This window comes from Amycolatopsis bartoniae (assembly GCF_014191255.1).
Classification (GTDB): Bacteria; Actinomycetota; Actinomycetes; order Mycobacteriales; family Pseudonocardiaceae; genus Amycolatopsis_E; species Amycolatopsis_E bartoniae.
Genome location: NZ_JACHWH010000001.1, coordinates 2,382,942 through 2,406,361, shown reverse-complemented (window position 1 = coordinate 2,406,361; position 23,420 = coordinate 2,382,942). Strand labels below are relative to the sequence as shown.

The following is a 23,420-nucleotide window of genomic DNA, read 5'->3' as shown; positions in this document are numbered from 1 at the left end:
TCCACCGACGGAAGATCGCCGGGGAACGGTAGTCTCGCTCCGTGGCTCTCGCTCTCTACCGGAAGTACCGTCCGGCGACCTTCGCCGAGGTCGTCGGGCAGGAGCACGTCACCGAACCGCTCCGCACGGCGCTCGCCGCCGGCCGCATCAACCACGCGTACCTGTTCTCCGGGCCGCGCGGCTGCGGGAAGACCTCCAGCGCCCGCATCATGGCGCGCTCCCTCAACTGCGTCGAGGGGCCGACGCCAGACCCGTGCGGCAAGTGCGACTCCTGCCGCGCGCTCGCCCCCGAAGGCTCCGGCAGCATCGACGTCACCGAGCTCGACGCCGCCAGCCACGGTGGTGTCGACGACGCCCGCGAGCTGCGGGACAGGGCGTTCTACGCGCCCGCCGAGTCACGCTACCGGGTGTTCATCATCGACGAGGCGCACATGGTCACCACGCAGGGCTTCAACGCCCTGCTGAAGATCGTCGAAGAGCCGCCGGAACACCTGATCTTCATCTTCGCCACCACCGAGCCCGACAAGGTGCTGCCGACGATCCGCTCGCGCACGCACCACTACCCCTTTCGGCTGATCCCGCCGAGTGCGATGCGGGAGCTGCTGGAGCGCAACGTCGCGGCCGAGGGCATGCACGTCGAGCCCGCCGTGTACCCGCTGGTGATCCGCGCGGGCGGCGGTTCCGCGCGTGACACGCAGTCGGTGCTCGACCAGCTGCTCGCGGGTGCCGGGCCGGAGGGCGTGACGTACCAGCGCGCGCTGTCGCTGCTCGGTGTCACCGACGTGGCGCTGATCGACGACATGATCGACGGGCTGGCGGTCGAGGACTCGGCCGCGGTGTTCGGCACCGTCGAGCGGCTCACCGAGGCGGGCCACGACCCGCGGCGGTTCGCGTCCGACCTGCTCGACCGGCTGCGGGACCTGGTGCTCGTGCGTTCGGTGCCCGACGCGGCGGCGCGGGGCCTGGTGTCCGCGCCGGAGGACGAGCTGGCCCGGATGTCGGCGCAGGCGGAGCGCGTCGGCCTCGCCACGCTGACCCGGTACGCCGAGATCGTCCACAACGGACTGCTCGAAATGCGGGGCGCCACCGCGCCGCGGCTGCTGCTGGAGCTGCTGTGCGCCCGGATGCTGCTGCCCGCCGCGTCCGACGGCGAGGCGGCGGTCCTGCAGCGGCTCGAACGCCTCGAACGCCGTGCGGCCACCGGTGCACCGGCGGGTCCGGCCGAGGCGCCCGCGCCCGCTGCGGTCTCGGAGCGCACCTTCCAGCGCCCGTCCCAGCGGTCGGAGCCCGCGCGTTCCGCGCCCGAAGCCCCCCGTCCCGAGCCCGCGCGCCCGGCGCCGGAACCGGTCGAGCCCGCGCGTCCCGTGGCCGCGCCCGAGCCCGTCGCGGCGCAGCCGGAACCCGTTGCGGCGCAAGAAGAACCGGTGCAGGCGCCGGCGCCCGCGTCGCCGGGCGGAGTGGACGCCGCGGCGATCCGCCGAGTCTGGCCGGACCTGCTCGCCGCGATCCGCAAGACGAGCCGCAGCACCGAGGCGATGCTCACGCAGGCGACCGTGCAGAGCGTCGAAGGCTCGCTGGTGATCCTGTCGCACACGGCGGAACCGTTGGCACGCAGGCTTTCCGAGGCGCGCAACGCGGACTTCATCGCCGCGGCGCTGCACGAGGTGCTGGGTGGCACCTGGCAGGTGAAATGCGTGCACGGCGGCAGCGGCGGAGGTGGCTCGGCGCGTCCGTCCGGCAACGGCCCTCGCCCGCAGGGCCCGCCGCAGCGGGAGGCGCCGCCGCAGCGGACCTTCCAACGGCCGGCGCCGGCGGCGGCCGCCCCGGCGAAGCCCCAGCCCGCCACCACCGAACCGGACATCCCGCTGCCGCCGGAGCCGGACGAGGACGAGGCGGCGATGCTCGCCGAGGAATCCTCCTTCGACCCGGCGCCGGTCGCGGCCGCCCCGGCGATCGACCCGGAGGAGGAGGCGCACCGCCTCCTCGCCGAGCACCTGGGCGCGCGCCCGCTGGACTGACTCAGACCTTCAGGTAGGCCAGGATCGCCGTGGCGAGGGCCTGCGCGTAACGGGCGCGGCCCTCGGGGCTGGACATCGCCGCCGCCTCAGCCGCGTTGCGCATGTTCCCGCATTCGACCAGCGCCGCCGGACGCGTCGAGAGGTTCAGCCCGGCCAGGTCGTCCCTCGGGTAGATGCCGTTCTTCCCGAGGTAGGTGGAGGTCGCGAAACCCGCCTGCCGCAGCCCGTCGCGCAGGGCCTCGGCCAGCGACACCGAAGGCTGTCCCTGTGCCTCGTTCAGCGGCGGGTCCGAGTACGACACGTGGAACCCGTGTGCGCTCGACGAGGTCGACCCGTCCGCGTGGATCGCCACCACCGCCGCGGCCCCGGAGTCGTTGCCGAACGCGGCGCGCCGGTCGACGCACGGGCCCACGCCGTTGTCGTCTTGGCGCGTGTACTGGACGAGGATCCCGCGAGCGGTCAACAGCGCGCCGACGCGCTGGGCGACGTCCCAGTTGAACGCGTGCTCGGGATAGCCGGACTTGGTGGCGGTGCCGGTGGTGTTGCACGGCTTGGTCTCGCCGCGCCCGGCGGGCACGGGCTTGTCGATCTCGCGTGGGTGGCTCGCGTTGCCGCCGTTGTGCCCAGGGTCGAGCACCACGACCGGCCCCTTGCGCGCAACCGTCGGCGCGGGCGAGCCCAGCGACGGCGCGACCGCGGAGATCGTGGCGGCCGGGGAAGGCAGGGGCGCGGGAACGTGCGCGGTGCACGACGTGAGCAGCAACGACCCAGCCAGCATCACCGGCAACACCCGCGACCGCATACCGCTCACGGTGTCACAGCGTGGCGCGCCCACCACCCGCACCCTGCCCGGTTCGCGCGACTACGCTGGGCACTACGTGCTAGTCCCTCACGGATGGGAAACGCAACATGGTCAACCCCGGCGGTGGAATGCCCGACATGCAGGCGATCCTCCAGCAGGCGCAGCAGATGCAGCAGCAGCTCGTCGCCGCGCAGGAGGAGCTCGCCCGCACCGAGGTCACCGGGAGCGCGGGCGGCGGGCTGGTCACGGCGACCGTCACCGGCGGCATGGAACTGAAGAGCCTCACCATCGACCCGAAGGTCGTCGATCCGGAGGACACCGAGACGCTGGCCGACCTGGTCGTCGCCGCGGTGCGGGACGCGAGCCAGAACGCGCAGAAGCTCACCGAGGAGAAGCTCGGCCCGGTGGCGGGCGCCCTCGGCGGTGGCGGCGGGATGCCCGACCTCGGCGGCCTCGGCCTGCCCGGCTTCGGCCAGTAGGCGATGTACGAGGGGGTAGTCCAGGACCTGATCGACGAGCTGGGGCACCTGCCGGGAATCGGGCCGAAGAGCGCGCAGCGCATCGCGTTCCACCTGCTCGCCGCCGACCCGGCGGACATCGCGCGGCTGCAGGACGTCCTCGGCAAGGTCCGCGAGGGCGTGCAGTTCTGCGAGATCTGCGGGAACGTCTCCGAGCAGCAGCAGTGCCGCATCTGCCGCGACACGCGCCGCGACACGTCGCTGATCTGCGTGGTCGAGGAGCCCAAGGACGTGCTCGCCGTCGAGCGGACGCGTGAGTTCAAGGGCCGCTACCACGTGCTGGGCGGCGCGCTGGACCCGTTGTCCGGCATCGGTCCCGACCAGCTGCGCATCCGTGAGCTGCTCACCCGGATCGGTGGCGAGGAGGTCACCGAGGTGATCATCGCGACCGACCCGAACACCGAGGGCGAGGCGACGGCCACGTACCTGGTGCGGATGCTGCGTGACTTCCCCGGTCTCGCCGTCACCCGGCTGGCCTCCGGCCTGCCGATGGGCGGGGACCTGGAGTTCGCCGACGAGCTCACCCTCGGCCGTGCCCTCTCCGGACGCCGCGCTCTCTGACCTCGCGCGCGCGGTGCTCGCCGCGCCGCCCCGGCTGGGCCGCGTCCGCCTGGTCGCGGTCGACGGCCCGTCCGGTGCGGGCAAGTCCACGTTCGCCGCGAAGCTGTGCGCCGAGCTGCCGGGCTCGGCGCTCGTCAGCACCGACTCCTTCGCCACCTGGGACGATCCCGTCTCGTGGTGGCCGCGGCTCGTGTCGGGCGTCCTCGAACCGCTCTCGAAGGGCGAGCCGGGCAGCTACGTCCGGCTGGACTGGACCAGCGGCAGCCCGCGGCCCGGCGAGCGCGTCCACGTGCCCGTGCCGGACGTCCTCATCCTCGAAGGCGTGTCCGCGGCTCGCCGGTCGGTGCGGCCGCTGCTGACAGCGCTCTGCTGGCTCGGTGGTCCAGACCCTGGGACGCGGCTCGAACGAGCCGTGCGCCGGGACGGGGAAAACGCGCGGAAGGACCTGGAGAAGTGGCAGGCGTTCGAGCGGGGCTGGTTCGCCGTTGACCACCCGTTCGGCCTAGCGGCGATAGGACATTCCGGGCAGATCTTCTACGCAGAGCGACCGGAAACTCCCAGTGTGTAGGTGTTTCAGTTCTTACGTAGCGCGATCGTAACCTCGCGTGGTTAAGCAATCCGCCCATCTGGGGCTAGGGTCGTCGATCAAACTGCAACTTCTACTAGGAGTTCACATGCTCCCTCAGCGGGTGGCACGCTGGCGCCGGCTCGCCCTGATCGGGTTGTCCGGTGCGCTCGCCGTCTCCATGTCGGCCTGCGCCTCCGAACGCGGTTCGGGTGGTGGCGCCGACGACACGTTCGTCTTCGGGGCCGCGGGCGCGCCGAAGAACTTCGACCCGATCTTCAACGACGACGGCGAGAGCTTCCGCCCCGTGCGGCAGATGTTCGACACGCTCGTCACCTACAAGCCCGGCACCACCGAGCTCGAAGGCGACCTGGCCACCGCGTGGACGCCGAGCCCGGACGGCAAGTCCTGGACCTTCACCCTGCGCCAGGGCGTGAAGTTCCACGACGGGACGCCCTTCAACGCCGCGGCGGTCTGCTTCAACTTCGACCGCTGGTACAACATGAAGGGCGCCGCCGCCCAGAGCCAGATGATCTACTACGGCGACGTCTTCGAGGGCTTCGCGAAGAACGAGGGTGACGCCACCGGCTCCCCCGTCTACAAGTCCTGCGAGGCCAAGGACGACCTCACCGCGGTCGTCAACCTCAACAAGGCGAAGGGCGCCTTCCCGGACGCCTTCGGCCTCACGTCGCTGTCGATCTCCAGCCCGGACGCGCTGAAGAAGTACGACGCCGACAACGTGACCCAGAGCGGCGACTCGTTCACCTACCCCGCGTACGCGAACGAGCACCCCACCGGCACGGGCCCGTACAAGTTCGAGAGCTACGACAAGACGAACAAGACCATCACCCTGGTCCGCAACGACGACTACTGGGGTGAGAAGGCGAAGACCGCCAAGCTGATCTTCAAGATCATCGAGGACGAGAACGCCCGCAAGCAGGAACTGGCCGCCGGCACCATCGACGGCTACGACTTCCCGAGCCCGGCGGACTACAACTCGCTCAAGGACGCCGGCAACCAGGTGCTGATCCGCCCCGCGTTCAACATCCTGTACCTGGGCATCAACCAGAAGAACAACCCGAAGCTGCAGGACGTGCGGGTCCGCAAGGCGATCGAGTACGCGATCAACAAGGACCAGCTGGCGAAGAACAAGCTGCCCAGCGGCGCGTACGCGCAGACCCAGTTCCTGCCCAACAACGTGCCCGGCTACACGGACGCGGTGGAGAAGCACAGCTACGACCCGAACCAGGCGAAGGCGCTGCTCCAGCAGGCCGGGGCCACCGGGCTGACGCTGAACTTCTACGTGCCCACCGAGGTCACCCGGCCGTACATGCCGAACCCGGTGGACATCGGCGGCGCGATCGCGGACGACCTCAAGGCCGTCGGCATCAACGTCAACATCGTCCAGGAGCCGTGGAACGGCGGGTACAAGGACGACGTGCAGAAGGCGGGCAAGCAGGACCTGCACCTGCTGGGCTGGACCGGTGACTACGCCGACGCGGGCAACTTCGTCGGCACGTTCTTCGGCCGCCAGAAGGCGGAGTTCGGGTTCGACAACCCGCAGATCTTCTCCGCCCTGGCCAACGCGGACTCCCAGGTGACGCCGGACGCGAAGAAGACCGCGTACGAGCAGGCCAGCGTGCTGATCTCCCAGTACGTCCCGGCCATCCCGCTGACCTCGTCGCCGCCGGCGATCGTGGTCAAGAGCAACATCCACAACCTGATCCCGACCCCGCTGACCGACGAGCGCTTCTACACGGTCACCAAGGGCTGACGGCCAGGCTTCCGACGAACGGCACCGCGTCCCGGCGATCCCGGGGCGCGGTGCTCGCCGCGGAAGTGACCCCGTGAGGGCTTCCACCACATGCTGCGATTCCTGATCCGGCGGCTGCTGCAGGCCGTGCCGACCCTGCTCGTGCTCTCGATCCTCGTGTTCGCCTGGCTGCGCATGCTGCCCGGCGGCCCGGCGGGCGCGCTGCTCGGTGACAAGGCGACCCCGCAGAAGCTGGCCGACCTCAACCACCTGCTGGGCCTCGACCAGCCGATCCCCGTCCAGTACGTCAAGTTCCTCGGCCGCATCATCACCGGCGACTTCGGCAGCTCGCTGATCAGCGGTGACTCCGTCATCGCCGAGATCGGGCGGGCCTTCCCGGCCACCCTGGAGCTGTCGATCTTCGCGTTGTTCCTCGCGGTCGTGTTCGGCATCCCGCTGGGCTACCTGGCCGCGCGCCACCGCGGGCGGCTGCTGGACAACGCCACCGTGCTCACGACGCTCGTCGGCGTCGCGGTGCCGGTGTTCTTCTTCGGCGTGCTGCTCAAGTACGTCTTCGCGCAGAAGCTGGGCATCCTGCCGCCGTCCGGGCGCCAGGACGTCACGATCGACGCCACGCACGTCACCGGCTTCTTCGTGCTCGACGGGATACTGACCGGCGAGTTCGACGCCGCGTGGGACGCGCTCAAGCACCTGATCCTGCCGGGCATCGCACTGGCGAGCATCCCGTTCGCCGTCATCGTGCGCATCACGCGCGCGTCGGTGCTGGACGTGCAGCAGGAGGACTTCGTGCGCACGGCCGAGTCGAAGGGCCTGACGACGCCGGTGATCCGGCGCCGCCACATCCTGCGCAACGCGCTGCTGCCGGTGTCCACGACGATCGGCCTGCAGACCGGCCTGCTGCTGGCGGGCGCGGTGCTGACGGAGAAGGTGTTCAACATCCCGGGCGTGGGCTACCTGCTCGCGCAGGGCATCGAACGCCGTGACTTCCCGCGCCTGCAGGCACTGCTGCTGCTGGCCGCGTTCGTGTACGTCATCGTGAACCTCCTGGTCGACGTCTCGTACGCGATCATCGATCCGAGGGTGCGGGTGCGATGACCACGAACCTGTTGCGGCGCAAGCGCGACCGCATCGACGACCTGGCGGAGACCTCGGGCGGGACGAGCCTCGCGGCCGACGCGCTCAAGCGGATGTCCCGCAGCCCGATCGCGATCATCGGCGCGGTCATCACGGTCCTGTTCGTGCTGCTGGCGATCCTGTCGCCGTTCCTGGCGCCCAAGGACCCGCACATCCCGTACGACCAGTTGAAGGCGAACCTGCGGCCGGACTCGATCCCCGGTGCCATGCCGGGGTTCCTGCTCGGCAGCGACCAGAACGGCTACGACTTCTTCTCGCGGCTGCTGGTCGGTTCGCAGCAGACGCTCATCGTGGGCGTGGTCGCCACGCTCATCGGCGTCGCGGTCGGCATGGTGATCGGCGGGTTCGCCGGCGCGCTCGGCGGCTGGGTGGACACGCTGCTCATGCGGTTCACCGACATCCTGCTCGCGATCCCGTCGCTGCTGCTGGCGATCTCCATCGCCGCACTGATCCCCGGTTCACAGTGGACGGTGATCATCGCGGTCTCCGTGGTGAGCGTGCCGGTCTTCGCGCGCCTGCTGCGCGGGGCGATGCTGGCCCAGCGCAGCAGCGACCACGTGCTGGCCGCGACCGCGCTCGGCGTGCGGCGCAGCACCATCGTGTTCCGGCACATGCTGCCGAACTCGGTGGGCCCGGTGATCGTGCAGGCCACGCTGACGCTGGCCACCTCGATCATCGACGCGGCCGCGCTGTCGTTCCTCGGCCTCGGCGACTCCGACTGGACCCGTGCGGAGTGGGGCCTGATGCTCGGCAAGGCGCAGGACTACCTCGACGTCAAACCGGAACTGGCGTTCTACCCGGCCATCGCGATCATCATCGTGGCGCTGGGCTTCACGCTGCTGGGCGAGTCGCTGCGCGAAGCGCTCGACCCGAAGAACAGGCGGTAGTAGTGGCACTGCTGGAAGTACGAGACCTCTCGGTCACCTTTGAACGCAAGGGGATCCGCAAGTTCACCGCGGTCGACGGCATCAGCTTCGACGTCGAGCCGGGCCGCACCGTCGGCCTGGTGGGTGAGTCGGGCAGCGGGAAGTCCGTGACCGCGCTGGCGATCATGGGCCTGCTGAACGAGCGGGGCACGCGCGTCAGCGGTTCGGTGCTGTTCGAGGACACCGACCTGCTCACCCTCTCGCGCAGGCAGCTGCGCGACCGGCGCGGGCGCGACCTGGGCATGGTGTTCCAGGACCCGCTGTCGTCGCTCAACCCGGTGATCCCGATCGGCCTGCAGATCACCGAGGTGCTGGAACGGCACCGCGGGATGAGCCGCAAGCAGGCGAGCGGCGAGGCGAAGGAGCTGCTCGGCCGGGTCGGCATCCCAGACCCGTCGCGGCGGCTTACCGAGTACCCGCACCAGCTTTCGGGCGGGATGCGGCAGCGCGCGCTCATCGCGATCGCGCTGGCGTGCAAGCCGCGGCTGCTCATCGCGGACGAGCCGACCACCGCGCTCGACGTGACGATCCAGGCGCAGATCCTGGCGCTGCTGTCGGAGCTGGTGCGTGACACCGGCACCGCGCTGATCATGATCACCCACGACCTCGGCGTGGTCGCGGGGCTGTGCGACGAGGTCAACGTCATGTACGGCGGCCGGATCGTGGAGAAGGCCGAGCGGCACGCGTTGTTCGCCGCGTCCCGGCACCCGTACACCCACGGGCTGCTGGAGTCGATCCCGCGGCTGGACGCGCCGCGCGGGGAGAAACTGGTGCCCATCAAGGGTTCCGTGAACGACAACATCCCCTGGGACTCCGCCTGCGCGTTCGCGCCGCGGTGCCCCAACGCGCTGGACCGCTGCCGCCAGGTGCGGCCCGAGCTGCTGCCGGACAACGGCGGTCTGCTGCGCTGCCACAACCCGGTCGGATACGCGGTGAAGCAGGGGGTGCGCTCGTGACCGAGACGCTGGTGCAGGTGGAAGGCATCGAGGTGCACTTCCCGATCAAGCGTGGCGTGGTGCTGGACCGGACGGTCGGGCACGTCTACGCGGTCGACGGGGTGGACCTGGAGATCAAGCGCGGCGAGACGTACGGGCTGGTCGGCGAGTCCGGCTGCGGCAAGACGACGCTGGGCCGCGGGCTGCTGCGGCTGGTCGAGCCGACCGGCGGCCGCGTGGTGTTCGACGGGGTGGACCTGTCGGAGCTCAAGGGCGAGTCGCTGCGCAAGATGCGGCGGCGGATGCAGATGGTCTTCCAGGACCCGTTGTCCAGCCTCGACCCGCGGCAGTCGGTCGAGTCGATCCTGATCGAGGGCATGCGGGCACACGGGCTCGACAAGGGCCGCGAAAGCACCCGCAAGCGTTTGCGGGAGCTGTTGTCCGCGGTCGGGCTGCCGGACAACGCGCTGCGCAAGTACCCGCACGAGTTCTCCGGCGGGCAGCGCCAGCGGATCGGCATCGCGCGGGCGCTGGCGGTCGAGCCGGACCTGATCGTGGCCGACGAGCCGGTGTCGGCGCTCGACGTGTCCGTGCAGGCGCAGGTGATCAACCTTCTGGAGGAGCTGCAGGACACGCTGGGCCTGACGTACCTGGTGATCGCGCACGACCTCGCCGTGGTGCGGCACATCTCCGACCGGATCGGCGTGATGTACCTCGGTTCGATGGTCGAGGAGACCGACTCCGAGACCCTCTACGCCGAGCCGCTGCACCCCTACACGAAGGCGTTGCTGTCGGCGATCCCGGTGCCGGACCCGGAGGTCGAGGACACCCGTGAGCAGATCCTGCTCGCCGGCGACCTGCCTTCGCCGGCCGCGCCGCCGACCGGGTGCCGCTTCCACACGCGGTGCCCGTGGCGGCAGGAGACGAAGTGCGACACCGACCGCCCGCAGCTGCGGGAGATCGGCGCGGGGCACCGGGTGGCGTGCCACTGGGCGGAGGACATCCAGGCCGGCCGGATCACGCCGCACGAGGTGCGCCCGGAGCTGGTCGAGGTGGACACCACGGCCGGGCCGGCGGTTCCGCACGCTTCGTCCGTCGCGGAGATGCTGGAGCCGTGATTTCGGTACCCTGGCGGGCCTGAGACACGGTTGCGGAGGGGGACTGAGGAGTGCACATCGACCAGTGGCTGGAGACGATCCCGCCACTCCTGGTGTACATCGCGGTCGGGGCCGTGATCGGCTTCGAAAGCCTCGGCATCCCCCTTCCCGGTGAAATCGTGCTGGTGAGCGCCGCGCTGCTGTCGTCGACCCACGCGGGGCTCAACCCGTGGCTCGTCGGGATCGTCGGCAGCGCGGGCGCCATCGTCGGCGACAGCATCGGCTACCTGATCGGCCGCAAGGGCGGGCGGCGGCTGTTCGACTGGGCCGGGCGGAAGTTCCCGAAGCACTTCGGGCCCGAGCACGTGCGCAACGCCGAACGGCTGTTTGCCCGCCGCGGCGTGTGGGCGGTGTTCTTCGGCCGGTTCGTCGCGCTGCTGCGGATCCTGTGCGGGCCGCTCGCGGGTTCGCTGCACATGAACTACGGCAAGTTCCTGGCGGCGAACGCGCTGGGCGGCATCGCATGGGCCGGCGGCACGACGGCGCTGGTGTACTCCCTCGGCATCGTCGCGGAGAAGTGGCTGTCGCGGTTCTCGTACGTGGCGCTGGGCGTCGCGGTGGTCGCCGGGGTGATCATCAGCCTGGTGCTCAAGAAGCGGATGGGCCGCCGCCATCACGACGAGGAGGAGACGGCCAGCACGGCTTCGGCCGACCGCTGACGCCTCGGCAGCGAGCCGAGCAGCACCCCGCCGACCACCACCACTCCGGCCAGCACCTCGACCAGCGCGGGCCGCTCGTCGAGCAGCAGGAACGACGCGCTCATCCCGACCACGGGCACGAGCAGCGAGAACGGCGCGACGATGTTCGCCGGGTTGCGGTTCATCAGCGTGGTCCAGACGCCGGAGCCGACGAGCGTGCCGAGCACGACGACGTAGCCGAAACCGCCGATCGCGGTCCAGCCGTTCGCCGTGTTCAGGGTGGCCAGCGAGTGCCAGTCCGCGGCCGGTCCCTCGAAGACCAGCGACAGCGCGAGCATCGGGATCGGCGGCACCACCGACATCCACAGCGTGAAGTGCAGCCCGTTCTCCGGCCGGGCCTGCCGCGCGCAGACGTTGCCGACAGCCCAGCTCAGCGCGCCGAGCAGGGTCAGCACCACCGGCAGCAGCACGGCGTGTTCCGCTTGGTGCCAGGCGATGACGGCCATCCCGCCGACGGCGAGCAGGATGCCGCCCAGCTGCCGCGGGGTGAGGCGTTCACGCAGGAAGACGCTGCCGAGCAGGACGGTCAGCGGCGCCGACGCCTGCAGCACCAGCGACGCCAGCCCGGTCGGCATCCCGAGGTTCATCGCGAGGAACAGGAACGCGAACTGCCCGGTGCCGAAGCCGAGTCCGAACCCGATCAGCCAGCGCAGCTTCACCTTCGGCCGTGGGACGAACAGCATCGTCGGAATCGCGATGACGAGGAAGCGCAGCGCACCGGTGAACAGCGGCGGGAAGTGCCCGAGCGTGTAGTGGACGGCGAGGAAGTTGCAGCCCCACAGGACGGCGACGAAGAGGGCGAGAAGGCGGTCGCGTGCGCTCACCCGTCCAGCTTGCGTTCTCGAACTTTGAAGGACAATCGAGATAAATTGCAGGGATCTTGCAGCTACCCTTCACAGACGTGGATATCAGCAGGTTGCGGGTGTTGCGGGAGTTCGCCGACCGGGGCAGCGTGACGTCCGCCGCGCGGGCCCTGCACTGCACGCCGTCGGCGGTTTCGCAGCAGCTGCGGGCGTTGCAGGCGGAGGTCGGGCTCGCGCTGACCGAGCCCGCGGGCCGTGGCCTGCGGCTCACCGACGCGGGCCGGGCGCTGGTCGCCCGCGCGGACGACGTGCTGGCGGCACTCGACCGCGCGGAGGCGGAGCTGGACACGTACCGCAGCGAGCCACGCGGCCGGGTGCGTGTCGCGATCTTCCCGTCGGCCGCGCTCATGCTGCTGCCGGGCCTGCTGCACCGGCTCACGGAGTTTCCCGCGCTGGACGTCGACGTGCGGGACGTCGACATGACCCCGGCGGAGGTGCCGGCACTGATCGCGGACTTCGACATCGTGGTCACCCACCGCGACGAGCACGCCGAACAGTTGCCGACCGACCGGCTGGAGATCGTTCACCTGTTGCGGGAGCCGCTCGATGTGGCGCTGCCGCCGGGTCACCGCCTGGCGGGTCAGGAGAAGGTGCGGCTCACCGAGCTGGCGGGCGAACGCTGGCTGGGCGTGAACGTCGGCTTCCCGGTGGACGACGTGCTGCGCTCGCTGTCGGTGCGCACCGGCGTGCCCGCCCGGCCGGTGCACCGCATCAACGACTTCCGGGTGATCGAGGCACTGGTCCTGGCCGGGCACGGGGTCGCGCTGCTGCCGAGGTACACGATGTCGCCCGCGGTGGTCAGTCGCCCGCTGGCGGGCCTGCGCGCGGCGCGCCACATCGAAGCGGTGCTGCGCACGGGCACGTCCACCCGCCCGGCGGTGACCAAGGTGCTGGAAGCACTGCACGCGGAGGCGGCGTCATTGAGCGAGGGCTGAGGAGTTGCCTCGATCCGAGTTTTCAACTAGTTTCGAACTATGAGCATCGACGAAGTCACGTTCTCGGACCTGTTGAACAGGCCGAAGGAGACGCTGGGGAAGCTGGAGAGCGCCCCCCATGGCGTCCTGCGCGTGCACCGCCGGACGGAGGAGGACCTGGTGCTCACCACGCAGAGCCGCGCCGAGCAGATCTCGGAGACGCTTTCGGTCACGATCAAGTTGTTCGTGACGCTGCTGCAGCACAGCGAGCAGGCGCGGGCGAGCGCGCTCGAGATCGCGCCACAGGTGTTCCCGTGGATGCGGTTCCTGCCCGCCGATGATGCGCCGAAGTTCCTGGAGGAGCTGCTGGGGGTCCTGGAGGGCAGCGAGTCGCTGGACAACTTCGCGCCGGTCGCGCAGGTGGTCATCGAGTGGCGGAACACGGCCGAGATCATGGCCGACCCTGAGATCATGCGGATCCTGAGCCAGGACGGCGAGGACTTCGGGCCGGTGCCCAGGCCGTGAGTCCGAAGCGTGGTGACGAGGTGCCGCAGCCGAGGGTCGGCGAGGAGTGGGAGATCCGCTTCGACGCCTCGGAAGCCGTCCAAGGTTGGAAGGAGTTGGTCAACGCCGCGCCGAACAACGCCCGCTGGGCATGGGAGATCATGCGGAGCGCCCCAGGCCCGGGCCCGGGCCGGCCGCACAGCCGACACCAGCAGCTGAAGGGCCCGCTGTGCACTGGGATGCACAAGGGTGAGGAGCTCCCGCAGTGGCAGATCGAGGTCACCGGCGGGGGTCGCGTGATCTACCTGCTCGACGTGAAACGGCGCACTGTCTGGATCAAGTACGCCGGGGTCGGCCACCCGAAGTTCACCGAATAACGAAAACCGGCCTCCCTCAGGTGAGGAAGGCCGGTCCGCGAGATCAGCGCTGCGAGCGGTTCACCGCCGAGATCACCGCGCGCAGGGACGCCGTCACGATGGACGGGTCGATGCCCACGCCCCAGTACACCTTGTCGCCGACGGCGCACTCGATGTACGAAGCCGCGCGGGAGTCGTCGCCCGGGGTCAGGGTGTGCTCGCTGTAGTCCAGCAGCCGCACGTCGTACCCGACGGTCGACAGGGCGTCGAAGAACGCGGCGATCGGGCCGTTGCCCGTGCCGGTGATCTCCTGCTCCTCGCCGTCCACCCGCACCGTCGCGCGCAGCCGGTAGTCGCCGTTCGCGGTCACGTGCTGGTTGACCAGCTGCAGCGGCGTCTCGGTCTCCAGGTACTCCTTCGCGAACGCGTTCCACATCGTGCGCGGGTCGACCTCGCCGCCCTCGCTGTCGGTGTAGCGCTGGATGATCTGCGAGAACTCGATCTGCAGCCGGCGCGGCAGGTCGAGCTGGTGCTCGGCCTTCATGATGTAGGCCACGCCGCCCTTGCCGGACTGCGAGTTGACCCGGATGACGGCCTCGTAGGTGCGCCCGATGTCCCTCGGGTCGATCGGCAGGTACGGCACCTCCCACGGGAACTCGTCCACGGGTACGCCGGCCTTGTCCGCGGCCTTCTTCAGCGCGTCGAGGCCCTTGTTGATCGCGTCCTGGTGACTGCCCGAGAACGCGGTGAACACCAGGTCACCACCCCACGGCGTGCGCTCGTGCACGGGCAGCTGGTTGCAGTACTCGACGGTGCGCTTGATCTCGTCGATGTCGGAGAAGTCGATCTGCGGGTCGATGCCCTGGCTGAACATGTTCATGCCCAGCGCGACGAGGTCGACGTTGCCGGTGCGCTCGCCGTTGCCGAACAGGCAGCCCTCGATCCGGTCCGCCCCGGCCTGGTAGCCCAGCTCGGCGGCGGCGATGCCGGTGCCGCGGTCGTTGTGCGGGTGCAGCGACAGGATCACCGAGTCGCGGCGGTCCAGGTTGCGGCCCATCCACTCGATCGAGTCGGCGTAGACGTTCGGCGTGGCCATCTCGACGGTCGACGGCAGGTTGAGGATCACCGGCCGCTCGGGCGTGGGCTGCCAGATGTCGGTGACGGCATTGCACACCTCGGCCGCGTACGACAGCTCGGTCCCGGTGTAGGACTCCGGCGAGTACTGGAAGCGGAAGTCGGTGTCGGAGTACTTCTGCGCGTACTCCACCACCAGGTCCGCGGCCTGCAACGCGATCTTCTTGATGCCCTCGCGCTCCTCGCGGAACACCACGCGGCGCTGGAGGATCGAGGTGGAGTTGTAGATGTGCACGATCGCCCGCGGCGCGCCCTCCAGCGACTGGAAGGTGCGCTCGATCAGCTCGGGGCGGCACTGCGTCAGCACCTGGATGCGGACGTCCTCGGGGATCGCGCCGTCCTCGATGATCTCGCGGACGAAGTCGAAGTCGGTCTGGCTCGCGGCCGGGAAGCCGACCTCGATCTCCTTGTAGCCCATGCGCACGAGCAGCTCGAAGAACTTGCGCTTGCGGGCGGGCGACATCGGGTCGATCAGGGCCTGGTTGCCGTCACGCAGGTCGACGGCGCACCACAGCGGCGCGCGCTCGATGCGCTTGTCGGGCCACGTGCGGTCGGGCAGCTGGATGTCCTCGACCAGGCGGTACCAGGGCCGGTAGCGGTGCACCGGCATCGAGGTGCCGAGCTGGGGGTTCCAGGCGGGCTGGCCGGCGGGCGCGGGACGGGAGGGCTTGCGGACGCGGCTCACGCTGGGTTCGGAAGTGGTCATGCTGAACGGGATCTCCTGCCGGAATCGGGTCGGGCGACCGGCGGCATCACGAAGCCCCGCGACGGGGGGCCGGTCTGGTCAGGCCCCGTCGCGGCAGCGAAGCAGGAGAGCACGCGCCACGAACCCACCTTAACCCGGCGAAGTTGATGATGGAAACAGGGGAGGCCGCTCGGCGTCCGCCAGGTGGATTACCGGTGAGTAGCCATCGGCCTTTCGACGTGACACACTTCCGGCATGGCCGAACACGCCGAGAGAAGTGACAAAGACCTCGCCGGCGAGGAGTCGCGGACGAGGCGTGGGTCCGACGTGGACTGGCGCCGCATCAAGGACTCCGGCGTCGGCCTCGTGGCCGGCGTCGTGCGCTGGGTGGGCCTGGTCTTCGCCGTGATCCTGGTGCTGCACGTGATCTTCACGGTCGGTTCGGCCAACCCGGGCAACGGCATCGTGTCGTGGGTCCGCGGGTGGGCGGACAGCCTGTCGCTGGGCTTCAAGGACCTGTTCGAGCCGAACGACGAGAAGCTGCGGGTCCTGGTCAACTACGGCATCGCGGCCCTGTTCTGGCTCATCGTCTCCAGCATCGTGGCCAAGCTGATCCGCCGCATCTTCGGCGCCACCGGCTAGGGCAGCAGCGCCACGCTGACCACCCGCGCCGGGTCGGCGACGACCTCGTACGCGGTGATCCTCCCGCCCTCGATCGTGCACAGCAGCGCGATCTCCAGTCGTCCGCGTGGTGCCACGACCACTCCCGGCGACCCGTTCACCAGCGCGGGTTCGGCGTAGCGGGCGCGCTCGCGGGACAGCAGCTTCGCCTCCTCCGCCACGGCGCGCGCACCCCGCAGCTCGACCGGCGCACCCGGGGCGAGGAGCGCCGGGTCGGCGCGGCGCACGACGTCCGGCGCCAGCACTTCGAGCAGCCCCGGCACGTCACCGTTCCGGATGGCGCCGAGGAAGCGGTCGATCACCACGCGATGTCCGGCGGTGGGCGATGGCAGCTTCTCGCCGCGCACCTTGTGCCGGGCACGGCCGGCCAGCTTCTTGGTGGCCTCCGGCGTCCGGCCGAGGATCGGCGCGATCTCGGCGAACGGCACCGCCAGCGCGTCGTGCAGCACGAACGCGACGCGCTCGGCGGGCGCGAGCGTCTCCAGCACCACGAGCAGTGCCCGGCCCACCGCGTCGGCCAGCTCCACCTCGCTCGCCGGATCCGGACTTTCCCCCGGCTCGTCCGTCAGCGGCTCCTCGCGACGGCTGCCGCGCGAGCGCAGCAGGTCCAGGCACACGCGGGAGAGCACCGTGGTCAGCCAGCCGCCGAGGTTCGCGACACCGCTGGTATCGGTGCGGCTGTACCGCAGCCACGTCTCCTGCACGGCGTCGTCCGCCTCGAAGACCGAGCCGAGCATCCGGTACGCCACTCCGCGCAGCCGCTCCCGGTGTGCCTCGAACCCGTCAGCCATGTGTCCCCTCCGCCCGTCGTGCGCCGTCAGCACGGTGACGGAACAGACCCCATCGAAGGGACACCAGATGACTGTGTTGCGTGTGGACGCGAGCATTCGCCACGAGGGGTCGGTCAGCCGCGCGCTGACCGCCGAGCTCACGTCGGGGCAGGAGGTGGTGCACCGCGACCTCGCCGCCATGCGCGGGCTCGCGGACGCCTGGCAGGACGTGGTGCTCGGCGGCGCGGCGACCCTCGTCACCACTCTCGCCGACGAGGTCTTCGCTGCCGATGCGATCGTCGTGGGCGCGCCGGTGTACGACTTCGGCATCCCGGTCGCGCTGAAGGCGTGGCTCGGTCTCCTGATCGCCGACCCGCGGCTGAACCCGCGCGGCGGGCTCGGGACCGCGCTCGCCGGGAAGCCGGTGGCGCTCGCCGTGGTCAGCGGGTGGACCTACGAGCCGGACGGCCCGCGCGCCGGGTGGAACCACGCGGTGCCCTACCTGCGGCGGATCTTCGCCGACGTTTTCGGCGCCGACGTCAGCCTTCACCTCAGGGAGGGCACCGTTCAAAAAGCCGCTTCGCCCCAGGCGTCGGTGTAAGCGAACTCCTCCAGCGGCAGCCGCTTGCGGGCCGCGCGTTCGCGTTCGACGTCGCGTTCCTCGCCGAGCACCTCAGGCGATGCCTGGACGCCCACGGCGATCGCGACGCGGGGCACCGCCTCCTCCGGCAGGGCGAACTCCCGGCGCACGGCGTCCGGGTCGAAGCCCGCCATCTGGTGCGCCACGAGCCCCTCGGCGACGGCCTGCAGCACCAGGTTCTGCCCGGCAAGGCCGAGCCCGTACTCGGCGTACGGGACCTCGCCCTTCTCGTTGTGCGTCACCATCACCGCGACCAGCAGCGCGCCGGCCCGCCGCGCCCACGACTGGTTGCGCGGGGTGAGCGTGGCGAGGATGCGCCGGAAGGTGTCGTCGCCGCGGCGGCCGACGAGGAACCGCGCGGGCTGGGTGTTGCCGAACGACGGCGCCCAACGCGCGGCCTCCAGCAACGCACGCAGCTGGTCCCAGGTGACTTCGCCGGTTTCGTCGAGCGCGCGCGGACTCCACCGGTCGGCGATCAGGTCCGCGAGTGGCGCGCTGCTCTCAGCTGGTTTCCGCATCGGCCCCGATGCTCGCACAGGATCACCGGCGGGCGCAGCGGTCGCACTCCCCGTCCGGGTGCCACGCCCGCGCCTGCCTGCGCAGTTCCTCCCGCACCTGGCGGCGGGGCTTCGGCAGGCCGCGCTCGTCGCACCGGTCGGTGCCGAACACCCGCATCTCCGTGCGGCGCCGCCCGCAGCGGGGGCACACCACGCGCCGGAACACCCGGCGGGTCGCGACGTCCATGGCCCCTCCCGCGCTTCCTCCCCCCGCCCTCCACAGTACGAGCGCGCACCGGGCGGACACGGCTGTCGCGTTCCCCGGGTTCACCGGGACGAAGTGCTCAGGACCACAGAATTCGCCCCGGACCGAAGCGGGTATCGCCGTTCCCGGGCTCGACCTGCGCTAAACGCGACCGGCCTCCGGTCACGCAGCGTGAAGTCAGTGGTCGCGGCCACACAAGCGGGTGGCCGTGGCCGTCCGCCCCGGTAGGCTGCATCGAAAAGCGCACCTAGGAGGTCCGATAGCTGTGGCGCTCGTGGTCCAGAAGTACGGCGGTTCGTCGTTGGAGAGCGCGGATCGGATCAAGCGCGTGGCAGAGCGGATCGTGGCCACCAAGAAGGCGGGCAACGACGTCGTCGTGGTGTGCTCGGCGATGGGCGACACCACCGACGAGCTGCTCGACCTCGCCCAGCAGGTCAACCCGGTGCCGCCGGAGCGCGAGATGGACATGCTGCTCACCGCGGGTGAGCGCATCTCCAACGCGCTGGTGGCGATGGCGATCTCCGCGCACGGCGCCGAAGCCTGGTCGTTCACCGGCTCGCAGGCGGGCGTCGTCACCACTTCCGTGCACGGCAACGCGCGGATTATCGACGTGACGCCCAGCCGGGTCACCGAGGCGCTGGAGCAGGGCTACATCGCGCTGGTCGCCGGTTTCCAGGGCGTGTCGCAGGACACGAAGGACATCACCACGCTCGGCCGCGGCGGTTCGGACACCACCGCGGTGGCGCTCGCCGCCGCCCTCAACGCCGACGCGTGCGAGATCTACTCCGATGTGGACGGTGTGTACACCGCGGACCCGCGCATCGTGCCGGACGCGAAGAAGCTCGACACGGTGCCGTACGAGGAGATGCTGGAGCTCGCCGCGAGCGGGTCGAAGATCCTGCACCTGCGGTCGGTCGAGTACGCGCGTCGTTACGGCGTCCCGATCCGCGTCCGCTCTTCTTACAGTGACAAGCCGGGCACGACGGTGGCCGGTTCGATTGAGGAGATCCCCGTGGAACAAGCGTTGATCACCGGTGTGGCCCACGACCGCTCGGAGGCCAAGATCACGGTCACCGGGGTGCCGGACCACGCCGGTGCCGCGGCGCGGATCTTCCGGACCATCGCCGATGCCGAGATCGACATCGACATGGTGCTGCAGAACGTCTCGAACACCGCGGGTCGCACCGACATCACGTTCACGCTGTCGAAGGCCAACGGCCCGAAGGCGGTGGGGGAGCTGGAGAAGCTCAAGCCGGAGCTGGAGTTCAACTCCGTGCTGTACGACGACCAGGTCGGCAAGGTCTCGCTCGTCGGCGCCGGTATGCGTTCGCACCCCGGTGTCACCGCGACGTTCTGCGAGGCGCTCGCCAAGACCGGTGTGAACATCGAGATCATCAACACCTCGGAGATCCGGATCTCCGTGCTCATCCGTGACGCGCAGGTCGACGAGGCCGTGCGCGCGATCCACGACGCATTCGAACTCGGCGGCGACGAGGAAGCCGTCGTCTACGCAGGGAGTGGTCGGTGATGGCAGACGGTCTGCGAGTAGGCGTTGTCGGCGCCACCGGGCAGGTCGGTGGCGTGATGCGGAAACTGCTGGCGGAGCGGGACTTCCCCGTGTCCGAGATCCGGTTCTTCGCGTCCTCCCGGTCCGCGGGCACGAAGCTGCCCTGGGGCGACGGGGAGATCGAGGTCGAGGACACGGCCACCGCCGATCCGTCCGGTTTGGACATCGCGTTGTTCTCCGCCGGTGGCTCGACCTCCAAGGCGCAGGCGCCGCGGTTCGCCGAGGCCGGGGTCACGGTCATCGACAACTCCTCGGCGTGGCGGCGGGATCCCGAGGTGCCGCTGGTCGTCAGCGAGGTGAACCCGCAGGCGGTCAAGGACGCGCGCAAGGGCATCATCGCGAACCCCAACTGCACCACCATGGCGGCGATGCCGGTGCTCAAGCCGCTGCACGACGAAGCCGGGCTGCTGCGCCTGATCGCCAGCACCTACCAGGCGGTCTCGGGCAGCGGGCTGGCCGGCGTCGAGGAGCTCGCCGCGCAGGCCAACGCCGTCGCGTCTCGGGCGGCGGAGCTGACGCACGACGGGTCGGCGGTGACGGTCCCCGCGCCCGCGAAATACGTCGCGCCGATCGCGTTCAACGTCCTGCCCATGGCTGGGTCCATTGTGGACGACGGCACGGCGGAGACGGACGAGGAACAGAAGCTGCGCAACGAGAGCCGCAAGATCCTCGACATCCCGGGCCTGCTGGTGTCCGGAACCTGCGTGCGGGTGCCGGTCTTCACGGGGCACGCGCTTTCGGTCAACGTGGAGTTCAGCGAGCCGCTGTCGCCCGAGCGCGCCACCGAGCTGCTGGCGAGCGCGCCCGGCGTCGAACTGTCCGAAGTGCCCACTCCGTTGCAGGCCGCGGGCAAGGACCCGAGCTACGTCGGACGCATCCGGCAGGACCCGAGCGTGCCCGACGGCCGCGGTCTGGCGTTGTTCATCGCCGCCGACAACCTCCGCAAGGGGGCGGCACTGAACGCGGTGCAGATCGCGGAGCTGATCGCCCAGGGCTAGCCCAGAGTTACCGGCTGTACGACGTTTTCACACTTTCGGGAGCCCGCAAGCTCCCCATGATCGACTGCGCCCGCTTCTAGGGTGTGCGCAGTCGATCAAGGGGAGCTGCACGTGAGGCACGTGATCGTCGCCGCGGTGGCGCTGCTCGTGGTGAGTGTCGCGCCCACGCTGGCGAGCGCCGACAGCACCGACGGGCCCCTCACCGTCCGGGTGGTGCGGACGGACCAGAACGGTGCCGGAGTCGGCGGTGTCCTCGTGATCGCCACCGATCCGTCGGGTGCGAGCGCGAGCGGGACGACGGGGCCCGACGGCACCGTGACGATCCCGACGGGTGCGTTGTCGGGCGGGAAGTACCGGGTGGACGCGTCGATCCCGCCCACGATGGCCGGCCTGAAACCGGCCGCGCAGGCGCCGGGGTTCGCCGGGCTGACCGAGTTCGTCGACGTGTCCGGCGGCAGGGCCGCGCAGCTCACGATGGCGGTCGGCGGCGGCACCGGCGACGTGCAGCTCGGCGACCGCGTGTGGTTCGACACCGACGGCGACGGCGTGCAGGACGGGGACGAGCCGCCGCTGCCGGGCGTCCGCGTGGAGCTGCTGCCGTGCGACGGCGGCGACAAACCGCTCGCCGAGAAGACCACCGACGTGAACGGGCGCTACCTGTTCGGCCCGGCCGACGGCGTGCAGCCGAACACCTGTTACACGCTCCGGTTCGACTACGACGGCGTGGACACCTCCGGCCTGCCGGGCTCACCGTCCGTCGCGAGTCTCAAGTGGACGACGCCGCTCGCGAGCCTCACGCCGGACATCGACTCCGATGTGGACCCGGGGACCGGCACCGCGCGCGTGACCGTCGGGCCGCCCGGTTCCGTCGACGACGGCGTGGATGCCGGTCTCGTCGGCGGGCTCGACGAAGTGGGCGACCTCGTGTGGGCCGACGAGAACCGCAACGGGTTGCAGGATCCAGGCGAGCCGGGAGTCGCCGGTGTACCGGTGACGCTGCAGGACTCCGACGGCGCCGTGGTCGTCGCGACCACCACCGGGCCGCACGGGCAGTACAGCTTTTCGCACCTGCCGGACGGCACGTACAAGGTGTGCTTCGACGTCACGAAACTCCCGCCGCAGTACGCCGACTACCAGCTCACGCGCGTCCGCGCGGGCACGGCCGGGCAGGACTCCGCCGCTGATCCGGCGAACGGCTGCACCGCACCGGTCGACCTCAACGCCGGACACACCGAGGACCCGACGCTCGACGTGGGGCTGGCTCCGCCCGACAACCGCATCACCGCGCACGTCTGGTCCGACCTCAACCGGGACGGCGTGCCGGACCCGGACGAGCCCGGGCTCGCCGGGGTGCCGGTGAAGCTGCGGGGCGACGACGGCAGCCAGATCGCCCTGACCACAACGGGCCCGGACGGCTCCTACGCCTTCGACGGCATCGCCGACGGCGCGTACCAGGTCTGCTTCGACCTCGGCAACCTCCCGCCCGCCATCGCCGACTACACCCCGGCGAAGTACGGCGGCGCGTCCGCGGCGAACCCCGCGACCGGCTGCACCCGCACGGTGACCATCGGCCTGGGCAAGCGCGAGGACACGTCGCTCGGCACCGGGCTCAGCGCGCCGATGAACAGCATCGGCGACCGCGTGTGGTTCGACAGCAACCGCAACGGGTTGCAGGACCAGGTGGAGCCCGGCATCCCTGGCGTGCCGGTGAAGCTGGTTCAGGACGGCGGCGGCGACGTCGGCACCACGACGACCGGCGCGGACGGTGCGTACTCGTTCACCGGCATGCAGGACGGCGCCTACCGGGTTTGCTTCGACCCCAAGGCTTTTCCCGCCTCGTACGCCGGCGCCCAGTGGTCCAAACCGAACGTCGGCGACCCGGGCAAGGACTCCGACGTCGACCTGGCCACCTCGTGCACGAATCCGGTGACCGTCGGCGTCGGGCACCGCGAGGAGTCCACTGTGGACGCCGGAGTGGTGGCGGCCCGCAACCGCGTCGGGGACCTGGTGTGGTTCGACCGCAACGTGAACGGCACCCCGGACCCGGGTGAGCCCGGCGCGGCCGGGGTGACGGTGACGATGAAGGACGACGCCGGCCGTCCCGTTGCCACCACCCGCACCGGCGCCGACGGCCGCTACCTCCTCGACGACCTGCCTGACGGCTCGTTCCGGATCTGCTTCGACCTCGCGACGCTGCCGCCGGAGTTCGCGGCGTTCCGCGTGCCCGGTGCCGCCGACGGGTGCCTGCCACCGATCGCGGTCGGGCCGAAGCCGCGCGAGGACCTGTCCGTCCGGGTCGGACTGGTTTCCGCCCCGGTGGTCGCCCCCGCGGCGGAGGAGTCCAGCACCACCGGCGGTGGCGGCTTTCCGATCGGCTGGATCCTGTTCACCGGCGTGATCATCGTGGCGGGCGTCGCGTTCACGGTGCGATGGTGGAGGGTAGTCGACCAGTAGCGGT

The 23,420-nt window shown here is 70.5% G+C and carries 24 protein-coding genes; 18 read left to right on the top strand and 6 right to left on the bottom strand.

Annotated elements, in window-relative coordinates:
* The first annotated feature begins 41 nt into the window (after positions 1-41).
* Positions 42-2,018: a DNA polymerase III subunit gamma and tau gene (locus tag FHX82_RS11350; protein WP_145937053.1), complete on the top strand. Its 1,977-nt coding sequence runs from the start codon at positions 42-44 to the stop codon at positions 2,016-2,018.
* Between the two features lies 1 nt (position 2,019).
* Here the strand turns inward: FHX82_RS11350 and FHX82_RS11345 are convergent, their stop codons facing one another.
* Complete coding sequence (locus FHX82_RS11345; RefSeq protein ID WP_229881273.1) at positions 2,020-2,820, bottom strand: N-acetylmuramoyl-L-alanine amidase; 801 nt, start codon at positions 2,818-2,820, stop codon at positions 2,020-2,022.
* A gap of 107 nt (positions 2,821-2,927) precedes the next feature.
* On the opposite strand from FHX82_RS11345, the gene FHX82_RS11340 reads away from it, so the two are divergent.
* From FHX82_RS11340 to FHX82_RS11300, 9 genes are all read left to right on the top strand, one after another.
* Complete coding sequence (locus FHX82_RS11340; RefSeq protein WP_145937054.1) at positions 2,928-3,299, top strand: YbaB/EbfC family nucleoid-associated protein; 372 nt, start codon at positions 2,928-2,930, stop codon at positions 3,297-3,299.
* 3 nt (positions 3,300-3,302) lie between these two features.
* Complete coding sequence (gene recR, locus FHX82_RS11335) at positions 3,303-3,899, top strand: recombination mediator RecR (RefSeq protein ID WP_145937055.1); 597 nt, start codon at positions 3,303-3,305, stop codon at positions 3,897-3,899.
* Positions 3,871-4,467 (top strand): uridine kinase family protein, encoded by a 597-nt coding sequence (locus FHX82_RS11330; protein WP_229881270.1) that lies wholly within the window; start codon positions 3,871-3,873, stop codon positions 4,465-4,467. The genes recR and FHX82_RS11330 overlap by 29 nt, the downstream gene beginning before the upstream one ends.
* Before the next feature lie 106 nt (positions 4,468-4,573).
* Positions 4,574-6,238 carry an ABC transporter substrate-binding protein gene (locus FHX82_RS11325; protein ID WP_145937056.1) on the top strand — a complete coding sequence of 555 codons (1,665 nt, stop codon included), beginning with the start codon at positions 4,574-4,576 and terminating at the stop codon, positions 6,236-6,238.
* 90 nt (positions 6,239-6,328) lie between these two features.
* Positions 6,329-7,333 carry an ABC transporter permease gene (locus tag FHX82_RS11320; RefSeq protein WP_145937057.1) on the top strand — a complete coding sequence of 335 codons (1,005 nt, stop codon included), beginning with the start codon at positions 6,329-6,331 and terminating at the stop codon, positions 7,331-7,333.
* Complete coding sequence (locus tag FHX82_RS11315; protein ID WP_145937058.1) at positions 7,330-8,259, top strand: ABC transporter permease; 930 nt, start codon at positions 7,330-7,332, stop codon at positions 8,257-8,259. Before FHX82_RS11320 ends, FHX82_RS11315 begins: the two co-directional genes overlap by 4 nt.
* 2 nt (positions 8,260-8,261) lie before the next feature.
* Positions 8,262-9,254: an ABC transporter ATP-binding protein gene (locus tag FHX82_RS11310; RefSeq protein WP_145937059.1), complete on the top strand. Its 993-nt coding sequence runs from the start codon at positions 8,262-8,264 to the stop codon at positions 9,252-9,254.
* On the top strand, positions 9,251-10,351 hold the full coding sequence (locus FHX82_RS11305) for an ABC transporter ATP-binding protein (protein ID WP_145937060.1): 1,101 nt from the start codon (positions 9,251-9,253) through the stop codon (positions 10,349-10,351). Before FHX82_RS11310 ends, FHX82_RS11305 begins: the two co-directional genes overlap by 4 nt.
* Before the next feature lie 50 nt (positions 10,352-10,401).
* A complete protein-coding gene (locus FHX82_RS11300) occupies positions 10,402-11,049 on the top strand; it encodes a DedA family protein (protein WP_145937061.1) in 648 nt (215 codons plus the stop codon).
* Here the strand turns inward: FHX82_RS11300 and FHX82_RS11295 are convergent.
* Positions 11,004-11,912 (bottom strand): EamA family transporter, encoded by a 909-nt coding sequence (locus FHX82_RS11295; protein WP_145937062.1) that lies wholly within the window; start codon positions 11,910-11,912, stop codon positions 11,004-11,006. The genes FHX82_RS11300 and FHX82_RS11295 overlap by 46 nt on opposite strands.
* Before the next feature lie 77 nt (positions 11,913-11,989).
* Here FHX82_RS11295 and FHX82_RS11290 point away from each other — a divergent pair, with 77 nt between their 5' ends.
* The 3 genes from FHX82_RS11290 to FHX82_RS36900 are packed head-to-tail and all read left to right on the top strand — an operon-like array spanning position 11,990 to position 13,746.
* Entirely contained in the window at positions 11,990-12,886 is an 897-nt protein-coding gene (locus FHX82_RS11290) for a LysR family transcriptional regulator (RefSeq protein WP_145937063.1), read from the top strand.
* Positions 12,887-12,925: 39 nt separating this feature from the next.
* Positions 12,926-13,390, top strand: a complete 465-nt coding sequence (locus tag FHX82_RS11285) for a hypothetical protein (RefSeq protein ID WP_145937064.1) — start codon at positions 12,926-12,928, stop codon at positions 13,388-13,390.
* Complete coding sequence (locus FHX82_RS36900) at positions 13,387-13,746, top strand: hypothetical protein (RefSeq protein ID WP_145937065.1); 360 nt, start codon at positions 13,387-13,389, stop codon at positions 13,744-13,746. Before FHX82_RS11285 ends, FHX82_RS36900 begins: the two co-directional genes overlap by 4 nt.
* 43 nt (positions 13,747-13,789) lie before the next feature.
* On the opposite strand, the gene leuA is transcribed toward FHX82_RS36900, so the two are convergent.
* Positions 13,790-15,565: a 2-isopropylmalate synthase gene (gene leuA / locus FHX82_RS11275; protein WP_145937066.1), complete on the bottom strand. Its 1,776-nt coding sequence runs from the start codon at positions 15,563-15,565 to the stop codon at positions 13,790-13,792.
* A gap of 234 nt (positions 15,566-15,799) precedes the next feature.
* Between leuA and FHX82_RS11270 the strand changes: the two genes are divergently transcribed.
* On the top strand, positions 15,800-16,186 hold the full coding sequence (locus FHX82_RS11270) for a hypothetical protein (RefSeq protein ID WP_145937067.1): 387 nt from the start codon (positions 15,800-15,802) through the stop codon (positions 16,184-16,186).
* Here FHX82_RS11270 and FHX82_RS11265 read toward each other — a convergent pair.
* A complete protein-coding gene (locus tag FHX82_RS11265; protein ID WP_145937068.1) occupies positions 16,183-17,016 on the bottom strand; it encodes a sigma-70 family RNA polymerase sigma factor in 834 nt (277 codons plus the stop codon). The two genes, FHX82_RS11270 and FHX82_RS11265, sit on opposite strands and share 4 nt — an antisense overlap.
* Before the next feature lie 67 nt (positions 17,017-17,083).
* Here FHX82_RS11265 and FHX82_RS11260 point away from each other — a divergent pair, with 67 nt between their 5' ends.
* The gene (locus tag FHX82_RS11260) at positions 17,084-17,596 is read left to right on the top strand and encodes an NAD(P)H-dependent oxidoreductase (RefSeq protein WP_183176553.1); all 513 of its coding nucleotides are present in this window, start codon (positions 17,084-17,086) and stop codon (positions 17,594-17,596) included.
* Here the strand turns inward: FHX82_RS11260 and FHX82_RS11255 are convergent.
* Together FHX82_RS11255 and FHX82_RS11250 are read right to left on the bottom strand one after the other, a co-directional pair.
* The gene (locus tag FHX82_RS11255) at positions 17,563-18,153 is read right to left on the bottom strand and encodes a nitroreductase family protein (RefSeq protein WP_145937070.1); all 591 of its coding nucleotides are present in this window, start codon (positions 18,151-18,153) and stop codon (positions 17,563-17,565) included. The genes FHX82_RS11260 and FHX82_RS11255 overlap by 34 nt on opposite strands.
* A gap of 22 nt (positions 18,154-18,175) precedes the next feature.
* Entirely contained in the window at positions 18,176-18,379 is a 204-nt protein-coding gene (locus FHX82_RS11250; RefSeq protein ID WP_145937071.1) for a hypothetical protein, read from the bottom strand.
* A gap of 283 nt (positions 18,380-18,662) precedes the next feature.
* On the opposite strand from FHX82_RS11250, the gene FHX82_RS11245 reads away from it, so the two are divergent.
* From FHX82_RS11245 to FHX82_RS11235, 3 genes are all read left to right on the top strand, one after another.
* Positions 18,663-19,925 carry an aspartate kinase gene (locus tag FHX82_RS11245; protein ID WP_145937072.1) on the top strand — a complete coding sequence of 421 codons (1,263 nt, stop codon included), beginning with the start codon at positions 18,663-18,665 and terminating at the stop codon, positions 19,923-19,925.
* Positions 19,925-20,962, top strand: coding sequence for an aspartate-semialdehyde dehydrogenase (locus FHX82_RS11240; protein ID WP_145937073.1), 1,038 nt, complete (start codon positions 19,925-19,927; stop codon positions 20,960-20,962). The genes FHX82_RS11245 and FHX82_RS11240 overlap by 1 nt, the downstream gene beginning before the upstream one ends.
* A gap of 111 nt (positions 20,963-21,073) precedes the next feature.
* Positions 21,074-23,416 carry an SdrD B-like domain-containing protein gene (locus FHX82_RS11235; protein WP_229881268.1) on the top strand — a complete coding sequence of 781 codons (2,343 nt, stop codon included), beginning with the start codon at positions 21,074-21,076 and terminating at the stop codon, positions 23,414-23,416.
* The last annotated feature ends 4 nt before the right edge of the window (positions 23,417-23,420 follow it).